Genomic DNA, 17,237 nt, shown 5'->3' with positions numbered 1-17,237 from the left:
GGCCGAGTGCGTGCTGAAGCGGCCCTGTTCGTGCCGGGCGTGCATCGCAATCTGCTGCATGCGGCTGTTGAACACCCGCACGGTGCGCAGATCCCACCGCGCCCACACCTTCAGCCCCAGATACTCGGGCGGCGCCGAGTAATACGCCCGGGCCACTTCGATGTGGCCGTCGCGATTGACGATTCTTTCGGCCTCGTGGAACGAGGGGAACCGCTCTCGCGGCAGCGGTTGCAAGGCCGGTCGCTCGACTTCGCGAAAGGCCTTGCCGACCTGTTTTCGCGTGGTGCCGTGAATCCGCTGGTCGGCGATGTTCGTCTCCCAGCGCAGCAGCTGATCGTTCTGGGCTTCCAAACTCGTGAAGGCGTGTCCCTTGAGTGCGTTCTCTTGACCGTAGTCGATGCCCCGTTCGGTCTTGCCTTTATGCCTTGGCATGCGGGGCTTGGTGGGCAGGATCGCCACGCCATAGTGGGCCGCGAAGGCGGCCACCTTGGGGACCAGTTCCGGGTCGTACCAGTCGGGATGCTTGACGGCCGCTTTCAAGTTGTCGATCACCAGCACCTGGGGCGCGCCGCCGAAATGCCAGAAGGCGTTTTCCAGCACGTGCAAGAAGTCGTCGGTCGTCTGGCGATACGTGGTCTCGCTATAGGCCTTCCGTGAGTGCGAGAGCACGATCCGAAACAGGTGCGTCTTCTTGCGCTTCCCCTCCGGGGTAATGACTGGCGCGCCCTTGCCGAAGTCGGCCTGCGCTTCATCGCCGGGAGCGCATTCCAGCCTGCGAAACGGCAACGGCCGGGTGTGGGTCAACCGGCGCACGAAACGTTTCACGCTGTCGTAGCCGGCAAGGAACGTCGCCTCGGTCGATAGGTCCTGCCAGATCCGCTGCGCGGAGAGACCTTGGTCGAGCTTGGCTTGGATGACTTCTCGCCATGGCTCGCAATCGCTCTTGCGACCAGCTGCGGACGACCTGTCAGGCGAAAACGCCGGCCCAGCCGGGTCGCCGGGCAGTGCATCGCCGGCGGACGGAATGGCCGTATTGGGCGCGGTCGGAAGCGCCTCCGAGCCGGTGGGCGGAATGGCTGCATTTGACCCGACCGTAGAATCGGCGCCGGCCCTGCGATCGGTCGTGATGCCGCTCGGTCCCGGGAGGCCGGAAAAAGTGGCTGCATTTGGCGCGTCGGAGCCGGTGGGCGAAATGGCCGCATTTGACGGGCGCAGGTGGCGCGACAGGTATCGCCCCACCGTGCCGCGATCCAGGTCCAGCTCGCGCGCAATCCGCCGCTGCGACCATCGCAACGAATGCAAGTGCAGTATCGACTGAATCATTGCCATCTTGAGCACGTTCGCCATCATCGGCCTCCCGCAGGTGTTGATTTCCTGCGCAAGACCTAGGGCGAACTAAAAGGGCTTCAAAATGGCTGCTTTTCATTCCGCCCGCAGTGGCGGTATTCGAGTGCCCGCTGACATTCGACTGCGTCATGGTTGTAAATAGACGTTGTCCCAGGCTTCACAGCTCCCGTGTTGAGATATCTGTTCTCGTCGGCCTTTTTCAGAAAGCTGTAAACGGACAGCCGACTATTCGACTTGACCTTCTCACGGCGAATTACGCCATCAATGGCTCCCTGCTTCACCTCGGGAAGCCGTTCGCGAACTTTCGCGATAACCTCCTTATATGACAACGGGTACTGGTCCAGTTTTCGTTTTTCTTGCACGACCACTGTTCCGGTCGTCGCACTCGGGTCGACCTTCACGATGGCCGTCGCATCTCCGGCGTATTTCTTCGATGACCGGAGATGAATGTCAATTTCACAGGCAAACAAGAAATCGCCCGAAGACGCGGCCAACGCTTGCTGCTTTTGCTTGGTCGCTTGGAAGATGCGGGCCAATTCCTTCGGAATGCCAGCCACGGCCGTCCCGTCGAAGCCGACGAAGCCATGTGAGAAACCCATAGGCAAGATGAAGAAGTCGTACTTGCCCAGACTCCTCTTAAACCATTGCTGCACCAAGGTCACATAGTTTCGAAGTGCCGCAGCACCCAGGTTAAATACTAATTCCTTCAGTCCATCGCCCGGATGGAAATGTACGCAAGCGTCGCGAATCTCTGTCAGCATCTCCAGGTTTCCAATGGCAGTCTGGTCGAGATTCAGCTTCTTTGCCGCTCCGAACAGGTCGATGGTCATCGGGTTTCCGCACCGAGTCTTTCTGATGCGTCGTTGCTTCGGACCGTGATAAACGTAGAGGCTCTGCATTCTTCCTGAATCGCGAAGAATCTTCGCCTTCAAGAGGAGCTCCCAAGCGTTAATCAACAATATGACGAACGACTCCTCTCGGTATTTGAAGTCAGGTTTATTGTAAACTTCAATAGCGGCGAGAGCCGCGTGCTCCGACTGTTCGAGCAGTTTCTTGTAGATTGCCTTCATGGGCGAGCCCGCTCCCCCTTACAATTGCGGCGGTGTGGTGGGCCGGATTTGAGTAACCGTCCACATTGTGGCATTATCCTTCAAAACCTTGTTTGATTGGAGGATAAACCATGACTGAAGAACGAATTGAATCGAAAAAGAAAAAGGCCGATGGAGAGGTCAAGGCGACCGACCCGGTGATGACCATCCGCGAAGGGGCCGTGGCCGCGTCAATCTGGCGACGACAGTCTCCGTCAGGATACGCGTACTACGACTTTTCACTTTCACGCTCGTGGAAGTCCATGTCGAGCGGCAAGACTGGCTGTTCGCAAAACTTCTTTGGACGCCATGACGCGGAACTGCACACCGTCATTGAGCGAGCCACAGAAGAAATCCGTCGGCTGGAGGCAACTGAACAAGCTCAGAACACTGGTGCTATTGCCGCGTAGTAGGATGCAGGCCGGACAGTCTGGACGGATTTTCACGCAGCGTCGGCTTGCCTGTCTGTTTGTTGCTCAAACGGTTTCACGATTCGCCGGCGATAGCGAAGCACGGTAGGCGGGACCTTCGCAAGTCCCGCTTCCTGCCGCTTCGCATTCACGAGCCGAAGAATATTCAAGAGCTGCCTCCGAATCGGAGCATACGGCTCAAAGGGAACGCCAAAAAACTCGCGAGCCATTTCCTCGACGGCCCTTCGGGTTGAGAGTTCCAAGAAATAGCTCTTCAAATCCCGATACTTTTCACGGGCGATTTGTACCCGGACACGACGCTTCGAGTCGGGAGTTTGTTTCGGCTCTCCGGGAAGTCGTTTCAAAAATCCGCCCTGACGAACGGTCAATGAGTAACCTCCTACTTGCAGTGGCACTTTGCGTACATCGCGAATCGCCTCCGCTTCCTCAGCGAAAAACCGATGCTCGCCGCGAGTCGCGAGCAGCACCCAAAGGGAACCTATCCGCAGATAATGAAGGTTCGCGAGCCCCGCAAGCTTCCGGCGAGCTCGCTGCTGCCGCGAGATAGTAATTCCATATTTTGTCGTCAGCTTTTCGTCGATGGCTTGCGGGTTCTTGCCTAGCGGCACACGCCCGGTCACATAAAACCAGTACCCATGCGGCAAAATATTAGACGCCAACTGCTGGACGAATCCTTCCAGCGACATTGCTTCCGAGCGATAGTTCATCGGTCACCTCCTTGGAAAATCGCCCCCGGCGGAGCGACTTTCAAAGAAGGGGCAAGCGAACTTGCCCCATTAAAAATCCTTCGGCAAAAGCTGGCTGGTTTCGTCCGGCAGACGAGCGAAATCTGCTGCCGGCCTCCTTCAGTTCAGGCTTTGCAAAACGCCAGGCAAAAAACCAAATGCCCTTTCCTTGCAAACCTGACGGACACCGTGGCGGCAGCGGACTACATTTCTAGTTCGCTGCCGCCAATTCCATAGGCGTACCGTAACAAAACCACTCGGTGACAATCGCCGCATCCAATAGACACGTCGAGTGTTCACCGTCAATTCGCTGCCAAAGGAGAACAGTCCTCCCGGACAAGTCTCGTTTGACCGCCAAGCTTCCAACCACGGAAACGGCACGCGGCGCCCGTCCTTACGGAGCGACGCCGCGAACCTCCATTTCAAGAGAACAATTGCTGTCTTCCCTTTCGTCGTCGCATTTGTGTTCAGCACCACCTGGAACACGCGAACGGGTCATGACTGCCTTGCCATGCACACCGCTCGGGCTTATCGCACGCTCCCGCGTACAACTCGCCCGACTTTCTAATCAGGAAACACTCCCCCGCTACGGAGTTTGAAGCACCTGGCTGACTGGCCAGGCACCGGGGACCAACCCGGTATCCGTAGCGGCTCCTGCATTAGTCATGCTCTTCACCGCTTGGGTCTCGTGGCTACAGAAGGGGTTAGCCTTCAGGCCTACTGACTCTATGGCCGGCCGCCAGGCCGGCATAGTTTCCGTCGTCCCGGAGGGACAACGATTTCAGGGGGCAAAACGTAGAAACTCCCCCTTACCCATGAGTCAGAGGCTTACTCGCCGCGACGCTTGGCCTATCGACCGCTGCGTCGCATTCTCGGCATCGACTCCCAAGAAGCTGACCGGCAAGCCCTTACGGGCCTTTCATCGTTGAGCTATTCACGGGGCTGGATTTACCAGCCTCCCCGAACCTGTCACGGTCCGGCACCTCGCATCGCTGCGATAGTGGCTCCCGACGCCGGCGTGCGTTGAACGAACCTTCCTATCAAGGAAGGTCCGAACCCCGCAGGTGGATTTGTGAAGCGAACTTCACGCACCGACTTTGAATCATGACGGCTTTAGTTCAGAGAACCAAAGTCTGTCTGCATCGCCCACATCTATTGCGGCCTGTGGGGGCCGCCTATCGGATAGAGACTCAGGATTACTCGTCTGGCCAACAAAGCCAGCCGGATTGCACTGAGAAGCCTCCGTCGAGCATGGCGAACACCTCTCGATGTACCATGCTCTACAGCACGAACGCATAGCGGTTGGTTGAACCGCTCCCTTAGACTGGTTGGTGACCAGTTTTACCGGGTGCGTTCGCTCTTGAAAGGCACGTCAAAGCGTTACACGAACACTGACAATCAAAGGGCCATCCGACGGCCCATTCTGGGCACGACTATAGAACGATTTCTCGCCTGCAATCAACTTTCGTTTCCGAAAGCGACTTCACACGCAGACGCCGCACCGCTTTCAGGCGTCGGGGAGCTTGCTCACCGCGTGACCTGCTTGTGAAGTGCATCGTCAGCGACTTACTTCTTCCGCTCTTCGTTGACTGTCGTGCTTGCTGCATTGAGGAAGGTGAACAACAGTTCGTACCGGCATTTTTGAAAGAAAGTGCCGTCGCCAAGTCGCTTCGCGGCAAAGTAGGTCTTCTGCAATTGAGACGGGGCTTCTGCGACGGCCCGGCTTTCGAGAATTAGTCGCTCCGCCGCCGGCAATGATTCCAGGTACGCCTCAACGAACTGCTGCTTCGATGCGGATTGCTCGCGTTCCGTCGCTATCTCAGCCAACCGCTTGGCTTCGACTTGCATCTGACTTGTCACGGCTTGTTGCCTTGCCTGGGCGTGACGCGATTTCTCCTCGCTTGTCGTAAAGCCACGGGGTGCCGTGAATTCTTGCTCCGACATGCAGGCGGACACAATCCACCCGGGAGATTTTGTCGCCGCGATAGATTTTAGATAGTCGAAGTGTTCCAGCACTCGGTTGATGCGTTGCGGGTCGCAGGTTCGCACAAGCTCGGCGGGGCCCGTTTTTCCGTTTCGCTTGACACCGCGGGCGGAAAGCGCTTCGACAAGCCTTCGCTGGTCATCGCTCAAATCGCGGGTTGCCTCAAAACCGACCGAGTTGCTGGGCCGCACGACGACGACTTCCGCTTTTCCTTTCGGAAGCTCCGTCACCTTGACCGCACCGATGAGGCCGCGGGAATTCAACTCTGCAAAGCCCGGTTGCAATAGCCGCAGAAGCTCCGAACGGGGTTGCCCTCGTTTGGCTCCCAGTTTCTCTTCCGCAAACCGATGAAGGTCGACCCGAATCCTTTGTTTGTGATGCCACTCCTTGTCAAACCAGCGGAACATCTTTTTTGCAATGTTGCCCCGCAGATTGTGGTAAATGTCGAGGTCGAGCGTTTTGACAAATCCTGCCACGAAACTGTCGAAGACGGCGTCGCCCCATTTGAACCAGCCACGAGGACGCGACCCTCCATTGGCTCGCCTGGCGTGGTCGTATTCGTTGCGATTGTAGAGTTTCACGTCGTCGATGAGTCCAAATGTGCGGTCCACCCAGCACTTCGCGGCATTGTCGAAAAACGCTCGCTTGAAATCAAATTGCACACCCTTGAGCCGGTTAAAGGCCATATCAATTCGACGATACAAATCGCCTCGCTTGGTGAGACGACCGGCTTCAATGAGTTCGTATTGCGTGAAGGAAACCAGCGGCGAACGGCATCCGGCTATTTTCGTTAGTAACAGCAGCCCAAGGTAGAGTTCATCGTCTTCGATGGTCGGACGGCCATATTCGCCGGAGAACGTAATCTTGAGTCGTCGCTCGATTGGGGCCGCTGTCATCGGGTCCCATTCTGCCTTCGTGAATAACACGCTCTTCGTCGCGTAGTCGACTTTCGTACCGACCGACGAGAACGAATACTCCAACAGGTTCATTTCGTCCTTGCCAAATCTCAATGCCTTGGTCTTTTCCGGCGTACTGCGTCGTGTTCTCTCCGCTTCCATTCCATTCCTTACTGAATCAACAACAACCGCTGTTGTTGAATGGTCTAAATCGTCTCAATTGTTTAGGCCTCAAATCCCAAGCGTCTGCGGCCATTTACCCATGCTGTTTTGGGTAGGCCGCACCTAATGCTCGGGCAGCTCGCACCTGTCTTTTGGGCCGGTCGCACCGATGCCACTGGCTACCTCGCACCTACGCTTGGGCAGCTCGCACCTCTGCGTGCCTTGGATGCGTCGCACCGATGTCCTTGGGCAACTCGCACGTATTCGCAACCGAAAGGCAACAGGTTCACCGCTGCCCTTCGGTTGCTGACACTTCAAGGCACTTGAAGCAAGACGAACGTACAACGGGACAAGCGAGTTTCGCAATCAACTTTCTTCGGGTCAGGCAGTTGAATGTTCGGCTGAGCGGCAGGCTTTCCAGCAACCTTGCCGACTTGCTGGTTGACTTCCGGACTCGTCAGTTGCCCACTCGTCAGGTCAGCCATCAACTCAGCAAAAAAACCTACTTGTCAGGCAGGCAACTTTCGGGCTACGGTCCGAAACATGCTGATTGCTCTTGCAAATACCAAAGGCGGAGTCGGGAAATCGACGCTCGCCGTTCACTTGGCCGTGTGGTGCTTTGACCAAGGTGCGAAGGTCGCACTCATTGACGCCGACAAACAGGGTTTGTCATCTCGGTGGACCGCCCTTGCGGAGCCGCAAATTGAGATTCGGAAGGTGAGCACGCCCGAGGAATGCCTCTCAGACGCCCAAGAATTGATTCAGAGCCATGATTTTGTGGTGGGGGACTGTCCAGGGGGACTCGACGACGTAAGTCGGACTTTGCTCATTCTTGCCGGTCTGGCCGTTCTACCCATTACGCCCTCGATTCTCGACCTTTGGTCCGTCAAAGATGCCACGACTATTTTGCGATACGCTCAACAAATCAATGGCGGACGACCCGAGGGCCGGCTTGTCCTCAACCGCATCAAGAAGCGAGAGAAGATTAGCCGGGAGCTTCGTGATGTAGCTCCATCACTTGGTCTAGTTGTCGCCGACGCCGTTATTCACGACCGCAACGCGTACCGAGATGCTGCACTACAGGGCACTGTTGTTAGTCGCATGGGCAAAAGAGTGCTCGCCGAAACGACCGAAATCGACCAGCTATTTCGCGAGCTATTGGCGGGGACGCCAGTCGCAGCCGCTCACGAAACGCCTCAATTCTTCATTGCAAAGGAGGCTGCAAATGACTGAACGACGTTCGATAGGGGAGGCGTTGGCAACACTCCCGGCAGAAGCCCGAGGATTCATTCAAGGCAACGCGAAACCGGCTAATCCGACAAAGACATCGAGCATCAAGGTCGAACTCGCTTCGTCACCAGGCGAACCGTCCGAGGCAGTCGACCAAGAACGCCGCTCTTCGCCGCGACGGACCAGAACACGGACTTCATCGTCACCGCGAGCGAGGGTCGAAGTCCCCGAATCGTGGAAGGTGCCGATTACGACAAAGCTTCAATACGGCACCGTTCAGGCATTGCGGCGAGCTTATCTTGAACAGAAGCTCAATCACGCGACGCCGGACACGCAGCAGGAGATTGTCGAATTCGCCGTTCAGGATTGGCTTAAAAGAAATGGCTTTTTGCGTGAGCGGTCGGAGGAGATTTGATTCCGTGCCATTCCGTGCCGCGTAGCATGCGAACCTCGCTGAACGCCTTTGCATTCCTCACTCGGCCCCTACGAGTGGCGGCCGATGCGGAGCCGGTGGGCAAGGTTCGTCTGCCCGACGAGAGGACAGAAAAAGAGCGGACGGGCCGACGACGGTACGCCGGAATGCTAAATCGAATCGACGAAGTCGATCGCTTCGAGGTATCATCCGCTGCCCAGTATTTTGGACCGACGCGGTTGAAGACTCGACTTCTAGATTGACACACCAATACCGCGAAGTTATTGTCAGCTGAATCGCGACTTTCCGTGCAGATCCAAAGCGACGAACTGTGAGCACCATGAAGGTGGCAAAAACGTTACTCCGTCGCTGTGCTCCTTCTGCGAAGGCAAGAATTGGTCACATTGAGCTGCTTGAATCGCGACGACTGCTGATCGGCAATCACCTTGGTGAACTCGAACAAACTCCATCGCTCTTGAACCCATTGGCCGCCGTAGGGGCGCTTGTGACAAATGATGGGGCGCATTGTACCGGCACATTGCTGAATTCGGATGCCTCAGCTCCACAATGGGTCTTGACTGCCGCTCATTGCTTCAGGCGACTAGGAGAACCTGCCACTTTCTATCCGGGTGGTGCAGGATACCACAGCGGCGACGGCGGCATTCGAAGCGGTGGAGACGGAATTCTGATTCCTGAAGACGGGATCGTGATTTACCCCGGCTACACGCCTGGGCAAGCGACAGAGACGTCTGTCAGGGACATTGCACTCGTTCATTTGTCCGAGCCAGCCACCGGCGTCGCTTCATTGGGATTGTTTCGCACGCGTGTGCCGTTGGGGCAGAGCTTCGAGATGGTTGGCTTTGGCGGCACACACAATAATCCTTGTGAGGACCCTGATGTACCAGTCTCCGAGTTCGGAGTTAAACGCTGGGGAAAGAATCGCATCTCCGATGATTTTGGATTGAGTGCCGCAGTTTATGAACTAGAACGCAATGACGGAAGCTTTCTAGTGAACGGTGATTCGGGCGGTCCCGCACTCATTCGCCGCGTAGTAGAGGGCCTGGCAGGTCCGCGGACGATTTGGGAGGTTTTGGCGGTATTTAGTGCCGCCCAGGTGCGGAGCTGCATCTTAGGGATTGACGACGACCTGATGACCAGCACTTATGCGAAGGCCTCGTGGATTGACTCGGTCGCGGGAACTCATCCAACTGACGACCGCACAATCGCCGGACCAAACGGAGAGCCGTTCACCGGACTGACCGCAACAAGCTCACAGCTACTCGTCGATTCCCAAACACTGCTTTCAGTGGCAGTCGGCGGATTCCAAGATAACCGTGCAAATCCGTCGACTGCGGCAGATTTCTCAGTTTCGGTCGATTGGGGAGATGGGCAGAACTCGACCGCAACAATACTGGATGACGGGCTGGGGATCTTTCGGGTGCTCGCGTCCCATGAATTCATTGCCGGTGGAGTCTATTCAGTCACGCTTCACGTAGCTCAGCAAAGCACCGGAGCGACAATTGATACGGTCGGCCACGCCATTGTCATCGACCGACCGCCACATATCGCAAGTGTCGACATTCCGGACGCCCATGGAATTGCCGAGTCCGACTTATTGGCCCGCACAATCAACGAACTTCGCGTAGTCATTTCCGAACAGCTTGTGACAACTGATGCGAACGGTGCGGAAAGGAACGTACTCAATAGAGGCAACTGGCAACTCCTCCGAAATGGCGTCGACATTACCGATCACATCGTCGAACTAGGGTTTGAGTCGGACCCAGCAACGCGACGCTACGAAGTGGTGTTGCAGATCAGTCCAATGCTCAGCGACGGAGTTTATTCGTTGCGGCTGATGGACAGCGTCCGCGACCTGGGCGGCAATTTGTTAGATGGCGACCAGGACGGTGTCATGGGCGGCGACTTTGTACGCTCATTTGCGATTCGCGTTCCGGTTAGCTTGGCAGCCGAATTCCCAGCATCGGAGCCTCGCTCTAGTTATCAGTGGCAGTCGCATGCGGCGATGGACCCAGACGGCGACGCGGTGGTGATTTGGTCGAGCACGGGCCAAGACGGCAGCGGCGAAGGAGTTTTTGGGCGTCGGTTCGATGCTTCGGGTGTTTCCCAGGGAGCAGAGTTTCAGGTCAATTCATACACCTCCGCCGCTCAGTTGCCGCAGGATGTGGCGATGAACGCATCCGGCGACTTTGTGGTGACCTGGATTAGTTTCGGACAGGACGGGAGCAGTTGGGGAGTCTACGCTCGGCTTTATGCTGCCGATGGCGAACCTCGCGGTGATGCGTTCTTGGTGAATCAAACGACCGAGAAAGCCCAGACCTTGTCCGCTGTGGCGGTGGATGCCGAGGGTGCGTTTGTCGTGACCTGGACGAGTGAAGATCAGGACGGCAGCGGCAGCGGGATTTATGCCCGTCGGTTCGCGGCGAACGGCATGCCCTTGGGCGACGAGTTTCGTGTGAATACCACGACGCTTGGCTCCCAATTGACGCCGGCGATTGCCATGAGCCCCGTGGGCGATTTTGTTGTGGCCTGGGCCAGTTACGACCCCAACCTGCAGAAGTGGGGAGTGTTCGGACAACTCTACGATGCCGCCGGTGAACCGAAGGCGGACCAGTTCCGCCTTAACTCTTCCCCGGACGACTATGGTATCTACCCGTCGGTGGCGATGGACGATACCGGCAATTTTGTTGCCGCCTGGGCGGGACCGGATGGCGATTCTGCGGGAGTCTTTGCCCAACGCTTCGGTGCCGAGCGAAACCGCTTGGGAGCTGCATTTCGTGTGAACCGGACCACACGGAACAATCAAGGGCTCCCCCAGATTGCGATGGACGCTGACGGGGACTTCGTAATCGCGTGGCTCAGCAACAACGGGCAAGACGGAGACCGGGAGGGCATCTTCGCGCAGCGGTTCGACCGCAGCGGAACTCCCACGGGAGAGTTTCAAGTTAATACCTTCATGCCGGGCACTCAAACCCAGCCCTCGGTCGCGATGGACGCCCACGGTGACTTCCTCGTCACCTGGACCAGTTACGACCAGCAAGCAGCCAACGACCCGGGAATCTATGCACAACGGTACCGGAATTCCATTATTGCGATTCCGGGCGACATCGACGGCAATCGGGTTGTCGACCTCAGGGATTTGAATTTGGTCCGGAACAACTTCGGAGCGAATGGTGGAGTTGGTTCAACCATTGGAGACACCTATCCACTTGACGGCGTTGTCAACCTGAACGACCTGAACGCCGTACGAAACAACTTCGGAATGTCTGCTGGTGCAGCATTGGCGTCCACCGTTCATGCCATGATTGGGTTTTCGAGGGCGATTGATACTATTTCACGGTCATTGCCTGCGGCGTCGCAACGGATGCTGGCGGCCGATTTATTGTTTGCGTTGTCCGGTGAGGCAGAAGCGATGAACAAACATCAGCAGTGGAATTTTGAACTGCCACCACAGCATTGGACGAATCGCCGGACCGCTCGCAATTAATCAATGCAAATCCGATTTACCCATCGGGAGCACGCCTTCAATCTCGGAATTGCAAGATGGGGCGATGACCTAATATCCCAAAACTGTTCCGCCGGGAGCCGACCGTGCAATCGTAAGAATTGCCTGCTTCGCGAGCGGAGGAATGGAGCCCCACGATTCGATGACTTCAGCTAGAGCTGCGTCACTCGAATCCGAGTTGTGCCTATCTGGGCAAGCAGACTGCGATACTTGTGCTGACCGGCCAGAATCGACGCTTTGCAAAACCCTATACTCCATCTCATTGCGGCAAATTAGATGCGGGTTCGATTCCACCGCTTCTTGCAGTGCGGTTTCACCCCACGGCATTGACCAATTGGCACGGTATCTGGCACGGAATTGCTGGTAAACGCTGCGAAATCCTGTAAACTCTGGACTCGTCGGGCGTCAAAATGATGTCCCACCGAAAAGCGAGTAGCGGCAACAGCTTGGCCTGGCTTGTACGCGCGAGCGGTTGTCATCGCTTTTGGGCGACTCCAACTTGAAGCGCCGCCGATCACGAAGCTGGCGCGCACCGAGAGCGCAAAGCACAACCGAGAATCAGCGAGCTACGCCACCTTGCGCTCGTAGTGCTTGAGCAATCCGCCAAGCCGTTCCTGGCAAACAACCTCGTCCGGCCCAAGCGATTCAACCGGATCGGGCGGCTTGTCGACGCCGATCCGCAGATTTTTCAATCCCTGGTGCGGCCGGAACCGGTGATACCAGTCGAGATACGATTCGACTAGGTACCGCAAGTGCGCTTCGCCGAACACAATGAAGTGGTCCAGGCACTCGCGCTTCACGCTCTGAATCCAGCGCTCTGCAAACGGATTCAGGTTGGGCGAGCGGGGCGGGATCGGCTTAAACTCGATGCCGTCGTTTTCCAGGATCGCGCAAAACTGTTCGGTGAACTTCGAGTCCCGATCGCGGATGATGTGCGTGGGCTTGAACTCCCCCGTTTCGGCAAAATACATCGACAGGTTGCGCGCCTGCTGCGCCATCCAGTCGCCATTCGGCGCGGGCGTCATGCCGGCCACATGCACGCGCCGCGATTTCAGGTGAATGAAGAACAGCACGTAAAACGTGACGATGCCGCCTTTTGTGATCACGTTCTTGGTGAAAAAGTCACATGCCCAGAGTGTGTCCCGGTGGCGCTTGAGAAACTCCTTCCAGGTCGAATCGGCGCGCTTCGGTCCCGGGTCGATCCCATTCTGCTGCAAGATGCGCCGCACCGTGGCGTCGGAGATGCACACGCCGAGGTTCGTCAGGATGCCGTGAATCCGCGACGCGCCCGAGCCAGCGCCTTCACTGGCCAATTTGAGGATCAGCGCCCGGACTTCATCCGGCTTTCGAGGCCGACCGCCCTTACCGGCAGCCGCGGCCGGCCTGCCTGGGTTTTTCTTCTCCTGACTCACCCAGCGCGCAAACGTGCGCGGCGAGACGATCGTGATCAGGTCCTTGATGGCCCGTCCGAGCGGCTTGCCGACCTTCAGTAATCCCTTGCGCTCGGCTGGCGTCACCGTAATCCGCTTGGGCAATCGGCTCCGCAGAATTCGGTTCTCGGTCTTCAAGTATTGGAGGTAGCTGGCCAACTGTTTGTCCGTGGCTTGGGCCAGGAGCAGCAGCAAGGGCTGAAAGAATCGTTGCGCGACGGTAGAATCCATAACTCGTTGTGTAGAATCGAGATGACATAGTTTTGACGCCCCGCTAGGAACGCGCATGCGCGGGATCGCCACGTTCTATCACGTGGTCAGCGCGCGTTCTATTCCCCGTTGCCGAATCGAACGTGGCAAAAGGCGGCAGACTTGCCGCCTAGGTGGCAACCTCGCGAGCACCACTGAGAGCACCGCGATCGTTACGGATTTCCGTAACTACCAACCCCGTAAAGCCGTTACAAAAACCGGCCTGCCGCCTACGGAACCGAAGGTTAGAGGTTCGAACCCTCTGGGTTCCGGCCTAGTAATTTTCTGGAACGTATTTGAACGGATAACCTGGGTCCGCGTAGTCGCCGGCCTTTTGGCGTTTCGGGAGCTTGATCTCGTCGCGCGGCGCCTCCTCATACGGGATCTGCTGGAGCAAATGCGTGATCGTATTCAGCCGCGCGCGTTTTTTGTCGTCTGAGCGCACCACGTACCACGGCGCCCACGGCGTATCGGTCGCCGCAAACATGGCATCGCGAGCCCGCGAGTAATCGTACCAGCGACTGTACGACAGCAGGTCCATCGGCGAGAGTTTCCAAATCTTGCGTCCGTCCGTGATGCGGGCTTCCAGGCGACCGGTTTGTTCTTCCTCACTGACTTCCAGCCAGTACTTGATCAGGACGATGCCGGACTCGACCATCGATTTCTCGACCATCGGCGCCACTTGCAAGAACCGCCTTGTTTGTTCCTCGGTGCAAAAGTCCATCACCCGCTCGACGCCCGCGCGGTTGTACCAACTGCGATCGAAGATCACCACTTCGCCGGCCGCCGGAAAGTGCTGCATATACCTTTGCACGTACATCTGCGACTTTTCGCGATCCGTCGGCGCAGGCAGCGCGACCACGCGAAAGACGCGCGGGCTGACGCGTTCGGTGATCGCCTTGATGGCGCCGCCTTTCCCAGCGCCGTCCCGTCCTTCGAAAACGATGCACACTTTCAATCCGGCGTGCTTGACCCACTCCTGCAACTTCACCAACTCGACATGCAGTTTCTTGAGTTTCTTTTCATATCCTTTGCGCGTGAGCTCCTCAGGCGCCACGGAACTCGGGTCAGGATGTTCGGAATCACGACGGCCCATGGCAGCTCCGATCTATGTAGTCGAGTGGTCAATGCAGGTTGAGCGATTTACTTGGCGGAACTTTTGTCACCGACTTCGCGCGTTTGCAGCCATTTTTTATGGAATTCGCGGATCAACACGACGGCCTCATCGGCCGTGTCAACACAATGTGGAATTCGCAAGTCATGTGGGCTCGCCAGCCGTAGCTCGTCGCGGAGCATGTTGTGTTCCGCCCAGGCGACCAACTCGCTCCACATCTTGCCGACGAAAATCAACGGCGTCTCCTCGGTATGCCTTACCTGCAACAATTGCCACACCATCATCGCCTCAAGCACCGTCCCGATGCCGCCCGGGACGACCACGAAGGCGTCGGACATCAAGACGAACTGATGCAGACGGGTGAAGAACGTCTTGTGCTCAAAGGACTGTTGGACAAACGGATTGACATCCTGCTCGAAGGGCAACTCGATCCGAATTCCCACCGATTGGCTCCGCTCGGCGGCTTGCACCGATGCCGCGCCTTCGTTGGCGGCTTGCATTAAGCCGGGGCCGCCGCCAGTGATGATGTCGCACCCCATTTCCGCGATGGCGGCCGCAACGCGCTGGCACTCATTGTAAACGAAGCTGCCCGGCTCGGCACGCGCGGAACCGAAGATCGTCACGCGATAGCGCTCTGCTTTCGACGGACGCAGGCGCGTCAGATTGTTGACGATGTCCCAGAGGTTGAACACCGTCTCCACCAAGACCTGCTTCACCCCGTCTTCATCCGCCAGGCTAATGGTTTCCGCGCCCTTAGATGCTCGCTGTTCTGCCATTCGAATGTCTATCCTTCGCTGAATTGGAGGTCCGCCAACGCGGATCGCACGTGACGCGCTACCATTGGCGCTGCTCGTTGATCGGAATGACCCAAGCGGATACTCGACCCTCCGACTGGCTGATTCGCGGCCCGTCGTGCTGATTCGCGTCGTCATCAAGTTGTACACCGAGCCACGACGCTTGACGACAGACTTGTTCGCGGATGACGGCGGCGTGCTCTCCGATACCCCTGGTGAACACGATGGCGTCCAGACGACCGAGCGCCGCCGCCGAGGAACCGAGCGCGCAGTCGATCCGATATACAATCAGCTCGTTGGCCGCCAAGCATTGCGCACTTGCTGACGCCGTTTCCCAGGTGAGCCACGACGGTGCGGCCCCCGGGGGCGGTCGCGTCGTACCTCGGTAGAACCGACGCAACATATTCGTACGACAGCCAGTGAAAGCCAGAGCGGCGAATGAAATGGTGTGCTTGGTGCAGCGGCGCTCCGAGGACGAGTGAAGCCAACACTTCCAGCACTCGGTGATGGATCAGTACGGGGCGAACAAGCTTCATGCCGCCGTGGATCGGGAAGCACTGGGGCGCGGGGCAGTTGCGCGACTCATCGATGTGGAGCGGGACTTACCTCTGCTCCCACCGCGGGACATTCCGCCTCGCCCGCGTCCACCGCTTTTTCCTCCACGCCCGCCCCGGGCGGAGACGACATCTGCGGCGCATAGCAGAACGACGATCGCCATCACGGGGGCAGTCCCGCCAGCCGTTGTCGAACACATCATGGGTCACGGCCGCCACGACATGGCGAGCGTGTGCCGCGAAAAGGTGTGCGACGACCAACTGTCCAACTGCACGGACCACGTACGCGCGTGGTGCTTAGATCCTCCCCAAACGTTCAATTCTGACCGCATATGTTCGCGACTATGGCGTCGCGCCGCTTGCACTCCCCTGATCCGCTGGTTCCTGCAAGCGAACAAGCGTGACCTGATTGGACGTGCCGTCGCCGTTGTGGACCATGATCGGCGTGGCGTCCTTGGTCAGGTTCACCAGCCCGGCTTCATAGACGGGCGTTTGGTCGGACCCAATGGTCCAGGCGGCGCGTTGCGTGGATTTATCCACCGAGCCGGTGATGGTTTCCACGTCGTCGTTGCGCTGGTTATTGTAATTGCCGCGAATCACGCCGTCGGGATTGACTGCCAGTTGAAAGATGTCGTCCGAGGTCGTCGCCGATCCTTCGCAGATCGCGAATACGCCCAACGGCATCCACTTGGTGTCGTCCGCGGGAGCGGCTTCTTGCCCAGCGGTCGCGATTTGACTTGCTTGATCGGAGTATTGTTCCGGCGTGGCGGTCGCGTCGCCGTTGACGTACACGGTATTGGTTTGCGTCACGACGTTGCTGCCGTAATCGTACGGATTGGCCACGGCGGCAATGCCCAAAGTCGCCGCCAATGCGCCGTAACCGGGGTTTGCATAGTACGAGGCCGCCGCAAAGTTAGCGGGATGCCAGGCGTTCGCGTAACCGCCGTAAAAGTTCGCGTTGTACGAGCGGTAGCCAAAGGCGTTCGCGTTGACCGCGCTGTGGCGTGCGGCGAGCGCGTTGTTCGAGGTATACCGCGTGCCGTAACCCCCTGCGCCGGCTGCTCCGGCGCCAGCTCCGGGGCGGACGCCAATGCCGCTGTTCGGGCCACCAACTCCGCCGCCAGCCGTCCCCGGTCGACCGGCGCCCGCGACGCCGGTTCCAGCCGATCCGGCACCTGCGCCGGGCCGCACGCCTGTTCCCCCGGCGCCAGGTCGTGTCCCAGTTCCACCTGCACCGGCGCCAGGTCGCGTCCCGACTCCGCCAGCGCCTGGTCGAGTCCCCGCGCCCGCCCCGCCAG

Annotated in this window: 13 protein-coding genes and 1 pseudogene; 4 read left to right on the top strand and 10 right to left on the bottom strand. The window is 58.0% G+C overall.

Annotated features, from left to right (window positions below; genetic code table 11):
* On the bottom strand, positions 1 to 1,347 hold a 1,347-nt coding region (istA, locus tag SGJ19_17575; protein ID MDZ4782061.1), incomplete at its 3' end, for an IS21 family transposase.
* Positions 1,348 to 1,406: 59 nt separating this feature from the next.
* Positions 1,407 to 2,417 carry a DUF3644 domain-containing protein gene (locus SGJ19_17570; GenBank protein MDZ4782060.1) on the bottom strand — a complete coding sequence of 337 codons (1,011 nt, stop codon included), beginning with the start codon at positions 2,415 to 2,417 and terminating at the stop codon, positions 1,407 to 1,409.
* 110 nt (positions 2,418 to 2,527) lie between these two features.
* On the opposite strand from SGJ19_17570, the gene SGJ19_17565 reads away from it, so the two are divergent.
* Positions 2,528 to 2,845 carry a hypothetical protein gene (locus tag SGJ19_17565; GenBank protein MDZ4782059.1) on the top strand — a complete coding sequence of 106 codons (318 nt, stop codon included), beginning with the start codon at positions 2,528 to 2,530 and terminating at the stop codon, positions 2,843 to 2,845.
* Between the two features lie 32 nt (positions 2,846 to 2,877).
* On the opposite strand, the gene SGJ19_17560 is transcribed toward SGJ19_17565, so the two are convergent.
* Together SGJ19_17560 and SGJ19_17555 are read right to left on the bottom strand one after the other, a co-directional pair.
* Complete coding sequence (locus SGJ19_17560) at positions 2,878 to 3,573, bottom strand: hypothetical protein (GenBank protein MDZ4782058.1); 696 nt, start codon at positions 3,571 to 3,573, stop codon at positions 2,878 to 2,880.
* Positions 3,574 to 5,157: 1,584 nt separating this feature from the next.
* On the bottom strand, positions 5,158 to 6,633 hold the full coding sequence (locus SGJ19_17555; protein ID MDZ4782057.1) for a replication initiator protein A: 1,476 nt from the start codon (positions 6,631 to 6,633) through the stop codon (positions 5,158 to 5,160).
* A 543-nt stretch (positions 6,634 to 7,176) separates the two neighbouring features.
* Between SGJ19_17555 and SGJ19_17550 the strand changes: the two genes are divergently transcribed.
* The 3 genes from SGJ19_17550 (at position 7,177) to SGJ19_17540 (ending at position 11,780) form a co-directional block, all read left to right on the top strand.
* Positions 7,177 to 7,866, top strand: a complete 690-nt coding sequence (locus tag SGJ19_17550) for an AAA family ATPase (GenBank protein ID MDZ4782056.1) — start codon at positions 7,177 to 7,179, stop codon at positions 7,864 to 7,866.
* Between the two features lie 238 nt (positions 7,867 to 8,104).
* Positions 8,105 to 8,278 carry a hypothetical protein gene (locus SGJ19_17545; GenBank protein ID MDZ4782055.1) on the top strand — a complete coding sequence of 58 codons (174 nt, stop codon included), beginning with the start codon at positions 8,105 to 8,107 and terminating at the stop codon, positions 8,276 to 8,278.
* A gap of 337 nt (positions 8,279 to 8,615) precedes the next feature.
* The gene (locus SGJ19_17540) at positions 8,616 to 11,780 is read left to right on the top strand and encodes a trypsin-like serine protease (GenBank protein ID MDZ4782054.1); all 3,165 of its coding nucleotides are present in this window, start codon (positions 8,616 to 8,618) and stop codon (positions 11,778 to 11,780) included.
* 584 nt (positions 11,781 to 12,364) lie between these two features.
* Here SGJ19_17540 and SGJ19_17535 read toward each other — a convergent pair.
* The 6 genes and pseudogenes from SGJ19_17535 to SGJ19_17510 all read right to left on the bottom strand — a co-directional run.
* Positions 12,365 to 13,459, bottom strand: a complete 1,095-nt coding sequence (locus SGJ19_17535) for an integrase core domain-containing protein (protein MDZ4782053.1) — start codon at positions 13,457 to 13,459, stop codon at positions 12,365 to 12,367.
* 292 nt (positions 13,460 to 13,751) lie between these two features.
* The gene (gene ppk2 / locus SGJ19_17530) at positions 13,752 to 14,573 is read right to left on the bottom strand and encodes a polyphosphate kinase 2 (GenBank protein MDZ4782052.1); all 822 of its coding nucleotides are present in this window, start codon (positions 14,571 to 14,573) and stop codon (positions 13,752 to 13,754) included.
* 47 nt (positions 14,574 to 14,620) lie between these two features.
* Positions 14,621 to 15,367 carry an LOG family protein gene (locus SGJ19_17525; GenBank protein ID MDZ4782051.1) on the bottom strand — a complete coding sequence of 249 codons (747 nt, stop codon included), beginning with the start codon at positions 15,365 to 15,367 and terminating at the stop codon, positions 14,621 to 14,623.
* Between the two features lie 58 nt (positions 15,368 to 15,425).
* Positions 15,426 to 15,788 (bottom strand): hypothetical protein, encoded by a 363-nt coding sequence (locus tag SGJ19_17520; GenBank protein ID MDZ4782050.1) that lies wholly within the window; start codon positions 15,786 to 15,788, stop codon positions 15,426 to 15,428.
* Positions 15,762 to 15,921, bottom strand: a pseudogene (locus SGJ19_17515) (hypothetical protein). Before SGJ19_17515 ends, SGJ19_17520 begins: the two are co-directional and overlap by 27 nt.
* A 360-nt stretch (positions 15,922 to 16,281) precedes the next feature.
* Positions 16,282 to 17,237 (bottom strand): protocadherin (locus tag SGJ19_17510; GenBank protein ID MDZ4782049.1); only part of this gene is annotated, 956 nt, incomplete at its 5' end.

It is taken from the genome of Planctomycetia bacterium (genome assembly GCA_034440135.1).
GTDB lineage: Bacteria > Planctomycetota > Planctomycetia > Pirellulales > JALHLM01 > JALHLM01.
This window is presented reverse-complemented; position numbering and strand designations above follow the sequence as displayed.

Coding starts and splice junctions, on each gene's coding strand:
- SGJ19_17525 (MDZ4782051.1), bottom strand. CDS start 15,367: ATGGCAGAACAGCGAGCATCTAAGGGCGCGGAAACCATTAGCCTGGCG.
- ppk2 (MDZ4782052.1), bottom strand. CDS start 14,573: ATGGGCCGTCGTGATTCCGAACATCCTGACCCGAGTTCCGTGGCGCCT.
- SGJ19_17520 (MDZ4782050.1), bottom strand. CDS start 15,788: ATGTTGCGTCGGTTCTACCGAGGTACGACGCGACCGCCCCCGGGGGCC.
- SGJ19_17550 (MDZ4782056.1), top strand. CDS start 7,177: ATGCTGATTGCTCTTGCAAATACCAAAGGCGGAGTCGGGAAATCGACG.
- SGJ19_17535 (MDZ4782053.1), bottom strand. CDS start 13,459: ATGGATTCTACCGTCGCGCAACGATTCTTTCAGCCCTTGCTGCTGCTC.
- SGJ19_17570 (MDZ4782060.1), bottom strand. CDS start 2,417: ATGAAGGCAATCTACAAGAAACTGCTCGAACAGTCGGAGCACGCGGCT.
- SGJ19_17560 (MDZ4782058.1), bottom strand. CDS start 3,573: ATGAACTATCGCTCGGAAGCAATGTCGCTGGAAGGATTCGTCCAGCAG.
- SGJ19_17555 (MDZ4782057.1), bottom strand. CDS start 6,633: ATGGAAGCGGAGAGAACACGACGCAGTACGCCGGAAAAGACCAAGGCA.
- SGJ19_17540 (MDZ4782054.1), top strand. CDS start 8,616: ATGAAGGTGGCAAAAACGTTACTCCGTCGCTGTGCTCCTTCTGCGAAG.
- SGJ19_17565 (MDZ4782059.1), top strand. CDS start 2,528: ATGACTGAAGAACGAATTGAATCGAAAAAGAAAAAGGCCGATGGAGAG.